This window comes from Fodinicurvata sp. EGI_FJ10296 (assembly GCF_040712075.1).
In the GTDB taxonomy this organism is placed as follows: domain Bacteria; phylum Pseudomonadota; class Alphaproteobacteria; order DSM-16000; family Inquilinaceae; genus JBFCVL01.
Map to the genome: position 1 here is coordinate 467,059 of NZ_JBFCVL010000005.1, position 13,088 is coordinate 480,146.

8 protein-coding genes are annotated in these 13,088 nt (G+C 62.9%); 4 read left to right on the forward strand and 4 right to left on the reverse strand.

Translation table 11 applies throughout. The features are described 5' to 3' along the window. Nucleotides 1-117 precede the first annotated feature (117 nt). Nucleotides 118-3,918 carry a vitamin B12-dependent ribonucleotide reductase gene (locus ABZ728_RS13570; RefSeq protein ID WP_366656708.1) on the forward strand — a complete coding sequence of 1,267 codons (3,801 nt, stop codon included), beginning with the start codon at nt 118-120 and terminating at the stop codon, nt 3,916-3,918. Nucleotides 3,919-4,435: 517 nt separating this feature from the next. Continuing rightward, on the forward strand, nt 4,436-5,302 hold the full coding sequence (locus ABZ728_RS13575; protein WP_366656709.1) for an alpha/beta hydrolase: 867 nt from the start codon (nt 4,436-4,438) through the stop codon (nt 5,300-5,302). 500 nt (nt 5,303-5,802) lie between these two features. Here the strand turns inward: ABZ728_RS13575 and fghA are convergent, their stop codons facing one another. From fghA to ppsA, 4 genes are all read right to left on the reverse strand, one after another. Next, complete coding sequence (gene fghA / locus ABZ728_RS13580) at nt 5,803-6,663, reverse strand: S-formylglutathione hydrolase (protein WP_366656710.1); 861 nt, start codon at nt 6,661-6,663, stop codon at nt 5,803-5,805. Between the two features lie 24 nt (nt 6,664-6,687). After that, nucleotides 6,688-7,797 carry an S-(hydroxymethyl)glutathione dehydrogenase/class III alcohol dehydrogenase gene (locus tag ABZ728_RS13585; RefSeq protein ID WP_366656711.1) on the reverse strand — a complete coding sequence of 370 codons (1,110 nt, stop codon included), beginning with the start codon at nt 7,795-7,797 and terminating at the stop codon, nt 6,688-6,690. 114 nt (nt 7,798-7,911) lie between these two features. After that, nucleotides 7,912-8,721, reverse strand: a complete 810-nt coding sequence (locus ABZ728_RS13590) for a hypothetical protein (RefSeq protein ID WP_366656712.1) — start codon at nt 8,719-8,721, stop codon at nt 7,912-7,914. Nucleotides 8,722-8,884: 163 nt separating this feature from the next. Continuing rightward, the gene (gene ppsA / locus ABZ728_RS13595) at nt 8,885-11,281 is read right to left on the reverse strand and encodes a phosphoenolpyruvate synthase (RefSeq protein ID WP_366656713.1); all 2,397 of its coding nucleotides are present in this window, start codon (nt 11,279-11,281) and stop codon (nt 8,885-8,887) included. 172 nt (nt 11,282-11,453) lie between these two features. Between ppsA and ABZ728_RS13600 the strand changes: the two genes are divergently transcribed. Together ABZ728_RS13600 and ABZ728_RS13605 are read left to right on the forward strand one after the other, a co-directional pair. Then, nucleotides 11,454-12,662 (forward strand): MFS transporter, encoded by a 1,209-nt coding sequence (locus tag ABZ728_RS13600; protein WP_366656714.1) that lies wholly within the window; start codon nt 11,454-11,456, stop codon nt 12,660-12,662. Between the two features lie 80 nt (nt 12,663-12,742). Continuing rightward, the gene (locus ABZ728_RS13605) at nt 12,743-13,042 is read left to right on the forward strand and encodes a hypothetical protein (protein WP_366656715.1); all 300 of its coding nucleotides are present in this window, start codon (nt 12,743-12,745) and stop codon (nt 13,040-13,042) included. Nucleotides 13,043-13,088: the final 46 nt, after the last annotated feature.

The window sequence follows — 13,088 nt, forward strand, 5'->3', positions numbered from 1 at the left end:
CTAGATATAGTATGGTTGGTCCGTTTGCTCACTAAATATTGGAGCAAATCCCGGCTAATTTTGGTTCCGGCCGACGGCCCACATCTATTCACGATCTTTCGAAGAAGAGGCACGGCAATGCGTATCGATCGGCGATTCACCGCTGACATTCACGCCGACGGCAAGGATGTCTATGACGGCATTCCCTTCCGCAAGGGATCGTCGGAGATCCGGAATCCGAATGGTTCCGTGGTGTTCCGCCAGACCGATATCGACGTGCCCGAGGACTGGTCCCAGGTCGCCTGCGATATCATCGCCCAGAAATATTTCCGCAAGGCCGGCGTCCCGGCCCGCCTGAAACCCGTTCCCGAGGACGGCGTGCCTGAATGGCTGTGGCGTTCGACCGCCGACACCAAGGCGCTGGCCCATCTGCCGGAAGACCAGCGCTATGTCGGCGAGACGACGGCAACGCAAGTGTTCGACCGCATGGCCGGCACCTGGACCTATTGGGGCTGGAAGGGCGGCTATTTCAACACCGAGGATGACGCCAAAGCCTATCGCGACGAGATGCGCTATATGCTGGCCCGCCAGATGGCGGCGCCGAACAGCCCGCAATGGTTCAACACGGGGCTGCACTGGGCCTATGGCATCGACGGCCCGGCTCAGGGTCATTACTACGTCGACCACAAGACGGGCGAGGTGCTCCGTTCGACCAGCGCCTACGAACGTCCGCAGCCCCATGCCTGTTTCATCCAGTCGATCCAGGACGATCTGGTGAACGAAGGCGGCATCATGGATCTGTGGGTCCGGGAAGCCCGCTTGTTCAAATACGGATCAGGCACGGGCTCGAACTTCTCGTCGCTGCGTGCCGAGGGTGAGCCGCTTTCCGGTGGCGGACGGTCGTCCGGCCTGATGAGCTTCCTGAAGATCGGCGACCGCGCCGCCGGGGCGATCAAGTCGGGCGGCACCACGCGCCGCGCCGCCAAGATGGTCAGCGTCGACGTCGATCACCCCGATATCGAAGCCTACATCGACTGGAAGGTCGTCGAGGAACAGAAGGTCGCTGCACTGGTCGCCGGTTCCAAGCTGGCCGACCGCCACCTGAACGCGATCATGGATGCCTGCCATGGCCGTGGCGACGGCACGATCGGCAATCAGGGCGACGAGCGTTTCGACCCCAAGGCCAATCCGGCGCTGAAGGCCTCGATCAAGGCCGCCCGAAAGATGATGATCCCCGACAACTACATCCAGCGGGTCATCCAGTTCGCGCGCCAGGGCTATGACGACATCGAATTCCGGGTCTACGACACCGACTGGGATTCCGAGGCCTATCTGACTGTTGCCGGCCAGAATTCCAACAACTCCGTGCGTCTGTCGCAGGATTTTCTGGAACAGGTGCTGGCCGACGGCGAATGGGCACTGACCCGTCGCACCGACGGCAAGGTCGCCAAGACCATCCAGGCCCGCGATCTTTGGGAAAAGATCGGCCATGCCGCCTGGGCGTCGGCCGATCCGGGTCTGCAGTTCGATACCACGATCAACGAGTGGCACACCTGCCCGGAATCGGGCCGGATCAAGGCATCGAATCCGTGTTCGGAATACATGTTCCTCGATGACACGGCCTGCAATCTGGCATCGATGAACCTGATGCAGTTCCGCACCCCGAATGGCGGCATCGATGTCGACGCCTATCGCCACGCCTGCCGGCTGTGGACGGTCACGCTGGAAATCGCCGTGCTGATGGCGCAGTTCCCGTCGAAAGAAATCGCCCAGCGTTCCTACGACTATCGCACCCTGGGGCTTGGTTACGCCAATCTGGGCGGCCTGCTGATGGCGACCGGCTATTCCTATGACAGCGACGAAGGCCGGGCGATCGCCGCCTCGCTGACGGCGATCATGACCGGGGTCGCCTATGCGACGTCGGCCGAGATGGCCGGCGAACTTGGCCCCTTCCCCGGCTACGAGCAGAACCGCGAGGCCATGCTGCGGGTGATGCGCAACCATCGCCGCGCCGCCTATGGCGAGATCGAAGGCTACGAGGCGCTGTCGGTGACGCCGGTACCGCTGAAAGCCGGCGAATGCCCGCAGGCTGAGCTTGGCAAGGCCGCCCGCCATGCCTGGGACGAGGCGCTGGAGCTGGGCGAGGTCCACGGCTATCGCAACGCCCAGTCGACGGTGATCGCGCCGACCGGCACCATCGGTCTGGTCATGGATTGCGACACCACCGGGATCGAACCCGACTTCGCTCTGGTCAAGTTCAAGAAGCTGGCCGGCGGCGGCTATTTCAAGATCATCAACCGCGTCGTTCCCGAGGCACTGCGCTGCCTGGGCTATGGCAAGGACGAGGTCACGGGGATGATCCGCTATGCCGTGGGTAACGGCACGCTGGCAGGCGCTCCGGCGATCAACCACAAGACCCTGACGGCAAAGGGCTTCACGCCTGAAGCGCTGGAATCGCTCGAAGCCGCGGTCAAATCGGCCTTCGACATCAAGTTTGCGTTCAACAAATGGACGCTGGGCGAGGCTTTCTGCATCGACACGCTGGGCATTCCCGCGGAGAAGCTGGAAGAAGTCGGCTTCGACATGCTCGCCTGGCTCGGCTTCACGCGCAAGGAGATCGAGAACGCCAATACCTTTGCCTGCGGGGCCATGACGCTGGAAGGCGCGCCGGGGCTCAAGGACGAACATCTGCCGGTGTTCGACTGCGCCAATCCGTGCGGCAAGATCGGCAAGCGGTTCCTGACCGCCGAAGCGCATATCCGCATGATGGCGGCCGCGCAGCCGTTCATCTCCGGGGCGATTTCCAAGACCATCAACATGCCCAATGCGGCCACGGTCGAGGATTGCAAGGACGCCTATATGCTGTCCTGGCGCCTGGGGCTGAAGGCCAACGCCCTCTATCGCGACGGCTCCAAGCTCAGCCAGCCGCTGGCTTCCAGCATCATCGAAGACGATGAAGAAGACGCCGACGGCGACACCTTTACCGACCGGCTGATCGACGCCCCCACCGGCGCTCGCGCACCGATGATCGCCGAACGGATCGTGGAGCGGGTGATCGAAAAGATCGTTGAAAAGCCTCAGGGCCGCCAGAGCCTGCCGGGCCGCCGCAAGGGCTATACGCAAAAGGCGGTGGTCGGTGGCCACAAGGTCTATCTGCGTACGGGCGAGTACGACGACGGCAAGCTGGGCGAGATCTTCATCGACATGCACAAGGAAGGTGCCGCCTTCCGCAGTCTGATGAACAACTTCGCCATCGCGGTGTCGATCGGGCTGCAATACGGCGTGCCGCTTGAGGAATTCGTCGAGGCGTTCACCTTCACCCGGTTCGAGCCCGCAGGACCGGTGCAGGGCAACGACGCCATCAAGATGGCGACGTCGATCCTGGACTATATGTTCCGCGAGCTGGCGGTGTCCTATCTGGGCCGTCACGATCTGGCCCATGTCCAGACCGACGACCTGATGCCCGACAGCATGGGCACCGGCGAGCAGCAGTCCGAGATGAACCCGGAAATGACCGAGGTCAGCCGCAAGATCGACGAGACGCTGCAGCGCATTGCCTCGACCGGGTATACCCGCGGCAACCATCTGCGGGTGCTCGATGGCGGTAATGATGGAAGCCGGGACGGCAGCCGGGATCGCGACGAGGTAAAGAGCCGGGCGACCGGTACCGACGGCCCGACGGCCTATTCGACCACGACGATCTCGACCGAACGAGTCGACGCCACGGTCTCTCGCCGGGAGGAAGGCCCCGCATCAGGCGCCAGCACCACCACATCCGCCAGCGTCTCCGCCGCGTCACAACGGCGCCAGGACATGCTGATGGCCCGCGCCAAGGGCTATGAAGGCGACCCCTGCCCGGAATGCCAGAACATGACTCTGGTCAGAAACGGCACCTGCCTGAAATGCGATACCTGCGGCGGTACGACGGGCTGCAGCTGAGGCATTTCGCGCCGTTGGCGGGACGCACCCGCTAAAGCCCCCCGGAGGCGCTTCGAGGCGCCTTCCGGGACCTAATGGATGAATTCTGACTGGCCTAGAAAGCGCTACCCGGATTTTCGTCCCGGCAAAGAGTGCAGGACGACCCGCAAAGCTCTGGCGAAGCACATACGTTGGCTTTAACAGCTTTCAGCCGGGTCAGGGTTTTCCGGGCACTGGGGCGGTGTGGAGGCGGAAGATCATCAATGTTCCGTTGCAGCGTCTCGATGGCGTCGTCGAGCAGTGGTCGTTTCATGCTGTGTCCTTGAATTTTTGGTCCGGCCCTGCTTAGAAACCTGCCCCGCCACCGGCGTTGATCTGAATCAATTCGCTGGCACACAACCCGTTTTTAGAAAATTATTTTGATTAATAAATTTCAGGTTGCGCGTATGCGTTCGGCTGCATAACTCCATGCTTGCCAACGGATGCGCGCCTGGAGTTTTCTTCTGATCTATCGCAATGGACAGATCAGGGAACGATCATGGATTGGTATCCGGGGTTCCGAACTCAGGAAGATCTCGACGCCGCTTACGATCTGGCGGCAGCCGCTCCCGACTATGCGACCTGGACCGCATTCTATCGCGACCAGAGCGCCTCGGCCCGGGACGAGTTGCCCTGCGCCCTCGGCCAGCGGTTCGGTCCGACGGTTGAGGAATATGTCGACGTGTTTCCCGCAGACAAGCCGAATGCGCCAGTCATGGTCTACATACATGGCGGCTATTGGCGGCGTCTGAGCGCGCGGGAGTTCAGCTTTGCCGCCCGTGGGTTCACGCGCGCGGGCTTCACGACCGTCGTGACCAATTACGCCCTGTGCCCAAAGGTCACGATCAGGGAAATCACGCGCCAGAGCCGGGCCGCCCTGGCCTGGGTCTATCAATCCATTGCCGATTTCAACGGCGACCGAAACCGCGTTTTCGTCACCGGCCATTCCGCCGGCGGCCAGCAGGCGATGCGCGTCGGCGTCACCGATTGGGCTGGCGAGTACGACCTGCCCGCCGATCTGGTCAAAGGCGTCGTTCCGGTCAGCGGTGTCTTCGACCTGCGGCCCCTGCCCTATAGCTATTTGGCCACGGCACTGCGTCTCGACCTGGAGACCATCCGGCTTGAAAGCCCGATGCTGCATGGGCCTGCGGGCGCTCCGCCGGTTCTGCTGTCGGTCGGCGGGCAGGAGCCGGGGCCGTTCCGGCAGCAAACGCTCGATTTTCTGAAATTGTGCCAGGACACCGGTCACGACGTCAGCTTTTTCGACCAGCCGGACCGGCACCATTTCTCGGGCATTGCCGATTTCAATGATGCCAACGCGCCGCTGGCTCGGGCAGTTGCGGATTTCGTCGCCGCCAATTCCTAGACAGGCCTTCCGGTCACAGTCGCGAACCGGGTGCATCCGGCTCGGGGTCCCCGATCGGTCGGGTTTCCACCTTCTCCAATTCCCGGGCGCAGCGCGGAACGAAGTGACGCGGTGCGACCCGGGATCTCGCGCAGCAACTTACCGCCAGCGAAACGCGGGCCGAGCTTAGACGCAGAGCTGAGGTCCACACCATCAGCGCACTCGTGGCGCGTGTGGACCCCGGACAACGCTTCGCGTTTCCGGGGACAAAATAAGGGGTGCGGCGGTTTCCACCTTCTCCAATTCCCGGGCGCGGCGCGGAACGAAGTGACGCGGTGCGACCCGGGATCTCGCGCAGCAACTTACCGCCAGCGAAACACGGGCCGAGCTTAGACGCAGAGCTGAGGTCCACACCATCAGCGCACTCGTGGCGCGTGTGGACCCCGGACAACGATTCGCGTTTCCGGGGAAAAGGTAAGGGTGCGGCGGTTTCCACCTTCTCCAATTCCCGGGTCGGCACGCTATTTCCGCAAGTGTTCGCCGTGATAGCGGAGGTGATCCTCGATAAAGCTGGCGATAAAGAAATAGCTGTGATCATAGCCCGTCTGTCGGCGCATCATCAGCGGGTGGTCGTGCTTTTCGCACACATCCTCCAGCCGCTCTGGCTTGAGTTGTTCGTCAAGGAAACCATCGGCCTCGCCCTGATCGATGAATAGCGGCTGGCGCGGATTGCCGGCCTTTGCCCCCGCTTCGACAAGCGCGCAGGCGTCATAGGCCTCCCATTCTTCGCGGTCGTCGCCGAGATAGGCCGTGAACGCCTTTTCGCCCCATGGACAGTCCATCGGGTTGACGATGGGCGCAAAAGCCGAGACCGAGCGGTAGCGGCCGGGCTGGCGCAGCGCCAGCACCAGCGCGCCATGGCCGCCCATGGAATGCCCGCTGATCGCGGCGCGCATCGGATCGACCGGCAGCAAACCGCCGACCACGTCCGGCAACTCCGCCGCCACATAGTCGAACATCCGGTAGTGCCGGGACCACGGCTCGCGGGTCGCATTCACGTAGAAACCCGCCCCCGACCCCAGATCGTAGCTGTCATGTTCGCCCGGCAGATCGGTGCCGCGCGGGCTGGTGTCCGGGCAGACGATTGCGATACCGAGGTCCGCCGCCACCCGATGGGCGCCGGCCTTCTGCATGAAATTCTCGTCGGTGCAGGTCAGGCCGGACAGCCACCAGAAGACCGGTACGGTTTCGGTTTCCGCCTGCGGGGGAAGAAAGGCGGCGAAGGTCATGTCGCAGTTCAGCACTTCGGATCGGTGGCTGAACCGCCGGTGCCATCCGCCGAAGCTCCTGTTTTCCGAGACAAGGTCGGGGGTCGCGGTCATCGCCGGTATCCTTTTATGGATGTATCAGTAATGCAGCACCGTGCGGATGCTCTTGCCGGCATGGAGCAGGTCGAAGGCCTCGTTGATCCGGTCGAAGGGCAGGTCATGGGTGATAAACTCGTCGATCTTGATCTCACCCTTCATGTAGCGATCGACATAGCCCGGCAGTTCGCTGCGCCCCTTGACGCCGCCGAAGGCCGATCCTTTCCAGACCCGGCCCGTGACCAACTGGAATGGCCGGGTGGAGATTTCCTCACCGGCGCCGGCAACGCCGATGATGATCGACTCGCCCCAACCCTTGTGACAGCACTCCAGCGCCGAGCGCATGACGTTCACATTGCCGATGCACTCGAAGGAATAGTCCACGCCACCATCGGTCAGGTCGACGATGACCTTTTGTATGGGGTCGTCGTAATCCTTGGGATTGACGAATTCCGTGGCGCCGAACTGACCGGCGAGGGTGAATTTGTCCGGGTTGACATCGATGGCGATGATGCGGGTCGCGCCGGCCATCTGCGCGCCCTGGATGACCGCCAGGCCGATGGCGCCCAGCCCGAACACCGCTACCGTCGATCCCGGTTCGACCTTTGCCGTGTTCATCACGGCGCCGATGCCAGTCGTCACGCCGCAACCCAGCAGGCAGATCTTGTCGAGCGGCGCGTCGGGCGAGACAACGGCCAACGAAACTTCGGGCAGGACGGTGTATTCGCTGAACGTCGAGCATCCCATGTAGTGATAGAGCGGCTTGCCATCGAGGGAAAACCGCGTCGTGCCGTCGGGCATGAGACCCTTGCCCTGCGTCGCTCGCACCGCCTGGCAGAGATTGGTTTTGCCGGAGAGGCAGAATTTGCACTTGCCGCATTCGGCCGTGTAGAGCGGAATCACATGATCGCCGGGTTTCACCGAGGTCACACCGGCGCCCACCTCCTGCACGATGCCGGCGCCCTCATGGCCGAGGACGGACGGGAACAGCCCCTCCGGGTCGGCGCCGGACAGGGTGAAGGCGTCGGTATGGCAAACGCTGGTGGCCGCAATCCGAACCAGGACTTCGCCGGCACGGGGCCCCTCGACATCGATCTCCGTCAATTGCAGGGGTTTGCCGGCTTCCAGCGCGACGGCGGCACGTGCCTTCATTGTAGTCCTCCGGGGATAACGGATAGCGGATGGCCAAAAGCCGAAAGGGTGGCTCGCCCGACAGTCTAGGCGAGACACCCTTTCGTTACAAACGTCGTCAGGAACGAATAATGGTCACTGAGCGACACGCATCCGCGCCGTGGTTGCCAGACCATGTTCGCCAAAACCGATCAGGCTGACGCGATAGCTGTCATCGGCCTCGCGGTAGGCAAATCGGACCGCCGTCGGCTGGCCGGCTTCTGTGCCGTCGGCAACGGGCGGAACATCGAGAACGAAGCTCTCCCGCGCCAGCAGATGCTCCAGGGTCACCATCGGTTCGAGGAAGATATACTGCCCGCCATAGTACCCCAGGATCATGGTTGCATCGAACGGGTTCTCCGACTGGATCTCGTCCAGGGCGGCCGCATGATACCCCATTGCCGGAACACAGGCATGGGGATCGTCGAGCGGCGGCAGGACATAACCGGCCGGTACGATCGCGGCGTCCGGCATCGTGGCGTCGGTGCAATCGATGGCAGCGATGGTTTCCGGGTCGTCGAAGTAGAAGTGGATGTCGAAATGCGGAACGCTGAACCGGGCCGGTGGATGGCCAAACGGCCCCCAATCGACGGAAACATGGTCGATCGACGTCGAGTCGCGAACCTCGTCGGAGAAACGCTCCAGAGCCATGATCGTCATCGGCGGCGCGCTCGTATCGGTTGGATCGAGCGCTTCGACCATCGCCAGCGGCAGATCGAATCCGGCGATCCGAATGGTTCCGTCGTTGGTGGTTTCGTCCCAGACCGCCACGGTGCCGACGGGCATCCCGGCCGCATCGTGGCCGCTGGCCAGGTGTGTGGCGGCGATCGTCAGCGCGAAGACGGAAATCGCCATGGCCGATACGGTGGCCGTCCCAATCCCTCTTCTTGTTTTTCTCGCGTCCATTTCAGTGATCCCTTGACGAAATAATCCGCCTCAAAACTCCCGGGTTGTGCTCCCCAGGGAGCCGGGCCAGCAATTCCACACCGAATGGCCAGCCGGAATCAAGTGAGCTTAAGGGGGACGAATCTGCCTTCAGCCGGGTGCCATTTCCACTTTGACGCCGTTTTCAAGCTGATGACTGCCCCTCGGCGTCGGCAACGATCCGCTTGACCGAAACGAAGCTGTCCGGCGTTACCGATATCGAGTCGATTCCACATGCCACGAGGAAGGCGGCAAACTCCGGATGATCGCTGGGTGCCTGGCCGCAGAGCCCGATCTTGATGCCGGCCTTGTGAGCACCCTTGATCGCGCGCTCGATCATCCATGTCACAGCCGGATCGCGTTCATCGAACACGCCGGACAGGGCATCGCTATCGCGGTCGACGCCGAGAACCAGTTGCGTCAGATCGTTGCTGCCGATGGAAAAGCCGTCGAACCGGCGGGCGAATTCCTCGGCCCGAATGACGTTGGATGGAATTTCGCACATCATATAGACCTGCAATCCGTCGCGCCCGCGCTCCAGACCGTTCTCGGCCATCACACGCAGCACGCCGTCGGCCTCCTCCGGCGTTCGGCAGAACGGGATCATCACCACGACATTGGTGAAACCCATGTCGGTGCGAAGACGCCGGATGGCCTGGCATTCCAGCGCGAAGCCCTCGCGGTAGCGGTCGCTGTCGTAGCGCGATGCGCCCCGGAACCCCAGCATCGGATTTTCCTCGTGCGGCTCGAAGCCGGCGCCACCCAGCAGGTTCGCGTATTCGTTGGTTTTGAAATCGCTCATCCGGACGATTACGGGGTTCGGATACGCCACGGCCGCGATCCGGGACAGCCCCTTGGACAGCCGGTCGACGAAGTATTCCGCGCCGCTTTCATAGCCCGCGATCAGGTCGGCGATCGCCGAACGGGCTTCTTTATCGACCTGCTCGGGATGGATCAGCGCCATGGGATGCGCCTTGATCGCATTGGAAACGACGAACTCCATCCGCGCGAGACCGACGCCGTCGGCCGGCAAGCGCCACCAGCGCATCGCAGCCGCCGGGTTGCCGATGTTCAGCATGACCCGGGTTTTGGTCGCCGGGATATCACCGATGGCGATTTCCTCGACCGAGATATCGCCGAACCCTTCGTAAACCGTGCCGACATCGCCCTCGGCACAGCACACCGTGACGTCCTGCTGGTCATGCAGCAGCTTGGTGGCATTGCCGGTGCCGACGATCGCGGGCAAGCCGAGCTCGCGGCTGACGATCGCGGCGTGCGAGGTGCGGCCGCCATGGTCGGTGACGATCGCCGCCGCCTTTTTCATGATCGGCACCCAGTCCGGATCGGTGGTGTCTGTTACCAGCACGGAACCCTCGACGAACCGGTCAATCTCCTTGACGTCGCGGATCAGGCAGACACGGCCGGTGACGATCTGGTCGCCGATACTAAGGCCAGTCGCCAGCGTCTCGCCCCGATTGTCCAGGCTATAGCTTTTGAGAACCTCGGCCCCCCGGCGTGACTGCACCGTCTCCGGCCGGGCCTGAACGATATAAAGCGGGCCGCCGCGGCCTTCGCGGGCCCATTCCATATCCATCGGCATGCCGTAATGGTCTTCGATGATGCAGGCCCAACGCGCCAGAGCGACGATCTCGTCGTCGTTCAGGACATAGCGCCGCCGCTCGGCCTCCGAGGTCGGGACGGTCCGCGTTGGTTTGCCGTCGGAAGCGGGATCGCCGCTGCCGGCATAGATCATCTTGCGGTCCTTGGCGCCAAGCCGCCGCTCGATGATCGGCGACAGCGCCGGGTCGGACAACAGCGGCTTGAAGACCTGATATTCGTCGGGGTCGACAGCGCCTTGCACGACCGTCTCTCCCAGCCCCCAGGCGCCAGTGATCAGGACGACGCTGTCGAAACCGGTTTCGGTGTCAATGGAGAACATCACGCCGGCGCCGCCCTTGTCGGCCCGCACCATCTTCTGGACGCCGACCGACAGCGCGATCTTCATATGATCGAAGTCTTTGGCCTTGCGATAGCTGATCGCCCGATCGGTGAACAGCGACGCATAACAGCGGCGGCAGGCGTCGAGCACGGCCGCCTCGCCGGCGATATTCAGATAGCTTTCCTGCTGTCCCGCGAAACTGGCGTCGGGCAGATCTTCCGCCGTCGCGCTGGAGCGCACGGCCACCGCCGTATCGGTCTCGCCGGTTCTTTTGCCCAGTTCGCGATAGGCGCCGAGAATCGCTTCGGCGCTTTCGGGGGGCCAATCGCCGTGCACGATCGCTGACCGGATCATCCGGCCGATTTCGGCCAGCGATTTCTTGCCCGCCTCCCAATCGGAAAGCGCGCCGCGGATCGTTTCGGTGAGCGTGTTATGCTCGATGAACCGCCAATACGCATCGGCCGTCGTCGCGAAACCCGGTGGGATCGGAACTCCCTTGGCCGCCAGGTTGCGCGTCATCTCGCCCAGCGACGCATTCTTGCCGCCGACGACGGCGACCTGCTCGCGGTCGATGTCATCGAACCACAATACGGAATTGGCCATGGGATCCCCCTCGCGCCTTGCAAACCGACTATTCGGGTGTGAGGTCAAAGGATAACCAATGCAGTCGCGCCGTCGTTGATACAGATCAACGGCTTGGAACCCATTGGCGACAGGCGTACAACACACACTCGCGTCACCTCGTGGCACCTTGCTCGCTGATACCGGAAACTCCATGACGACCGAAGACCTCAAGACAAGCAGTCCCCGGGGAGGATTGATGCTGATCCTCGGAACGGTGACCGGCATTCAGGCTTTGGCCAGCCTCGCCGTTCTGGCCCTGGCAACGGTGGCGCCGGTCGCGTCGGCCAGTTTCGGCATTGGCGCCGAGATGATCGGCTATCAGGTCAGCCTGATGTATATCGCGGCGTCGTCCACTTCAGCCGTCGGCGGAACACTGGTGCGGCGGTGGGGCGCAGGTACTGTCAGCCAGGTGACACTACTGGTCGGGATTGTCGGCGTCCTGGGTGTCGCCAGCGCCAACCTCGTTCTGCTGGTCATCGGATCGCTGTTGATCGGCATCGCCTATGGCTTGCCCAATCCGGCCGCGTCCCATCTGCTGTTCAAGGCGACCCCGTCTCATCTGCGGAACTTCGTGTTTTCGCTCAAGCAGACCGGCGTCCCGATCGGCGGCATCCTGGCGGGCTTGCTGCTGCCGGCGGTGACGGTGCTGGCCGGCTGGCAGGCGGCGATGATCACGACGGCGGCCCTGCTGGGCCTGCTGGCCATCGCGATGATACCACTGCGCGCCCGCTGGGACACCGACCGCGACCCATCCGCCCGAATATCGGGTTCCCTGCTCGATGGCATCCTGCTGATCTGGCGCCTGCGGGCTCTTCGCGGACTTGCAATCATGGGATTCTGCTTCGCCGCGCTACAGTTGTCGCTGCTGACCTTCGTCATCACCATGCTGGTTAAGGATCTGGGCTGGTCGCTGGTACTGGCGGGCGGCGTCGTCGCCATCATGCAGGTGTTCGGCGCCGGCGGGCGCATCGTCTGGGGGGTGGTTGCCGACCGTCTGGGTAACGGACGTTACGTTCTCGGCATTATCGGGCTTCTGTCCTGCGTTGCCACGCTGGTGACCGCGATGCTGGCCCCCTACTGGCCGATTTGGGCCGTCGCGGCTCTGCTGTGCTTTTTCGGCATCTGCTCGATCGGCTGGAACGGCGTTTTTCTGGCCGAGGTCGCCCGCCTGGCCAATCGCAACGAGGTCGGAACCGCAACCGGTGGCGCGTTGTCGCTCACCTTTCTGGGTGTGGTGCTTGCACCGTCGCTGTTCTCTACCGTCTATCCTCTCACCGGCGCCTATACCACGACCTTCGCCCTCATGACGATCTTTCCAGCCATTGGGACTATTGCACTCATCGTCTTTCGCCCTCGTTAACGATAGTTTAATTGCTATCTAATTATTTTTGGGCCGATGTTCTCGACCAATACAGTCGATGTTGAGCAAAGGCGACTCCAATGTCCGTCAAGCTGCCGGCAATCTGGATTTTTGGCGTTCTGGCCGTCCTGTTGACCGGCCTTCGCTATCCAACAGAAGGGAGCACGGTCACCGTTGTCTTCGCCTCGCCGCCAACGGCGATGCTGGCGATCCAGCGGCTGGCGAAACTCGACGCCGTTGCCGTGGGCACTTCGGCCACCGGCCGCTTCGTCACCGCCCGGTTCGATGCAACGCCGTCGCCGGGTGCCCTTCGGTCCGCCGGAATTCTCCTCGTCCTGCCCGGCGGGGGCGCGGGATGCCGAGGCGGGGCTGAAGCCTGACCCGAATTTCTTGCCCGGGTATTCTGAAGCCATCCTGGATCTGCCG

Coding starts and splice junctions, on each gene's coding strand:
- ABZ728_RS13570 (WP_366656708.1), top strand. CDS start 118: ATGCGTATCGATCGGCGATTCACCGCTGACATTCACGCCGACGGCAAG.
- ABZ728_RS13575 (WP_366656709.1), top strand. CDS start 4,436: ATGGATTGGTATCCGGGGTTCCGAACTCAGGAAGATCTCGACGCCGCT.
- fghA (WP_366656710.1), bottom strand. CDS start 6,663: ATGACCGCGACCCCCGACCTTGTCTCGGAAAACAGGAGCTTCGGCGGA.
- ABZ728_RS13585 (WP_366656711.1), bottom strand. CDS start 7,797: ATGAAGGCACGTGCCGCCGTCGCGCTGGAAGCCGGCAAACCCCTGCAA.
- ABZ728_RS13590 (WP_366656712.1), bottom strand. CDS start 8,721: ATGGACGCGAGAAAAACAAGAAGAGGGATTGGGACGGCCACCGTATCG.
- ppsA (WP_366656713.1), bottom strand. CDS start 11,281: ATGGCCAATTCCGTATTGTGGTTCGATGACATCGACCGCGAGCAGGTC.
- ABZ728_RS13600 (WP_366656714.1), top strand. CDS start 11,454: ATGACGACCGAAGACCTCAAGACAAGCAGTCCCCGGGGAGGATTGATG.
- ABZ728_RS13605 (WP_366656715.1), top strand. CDS start 12,743: ATGTCCGTCAAGCTGCCGGCAATCTGGATTTTTGGCGTTCTGGCCGTC.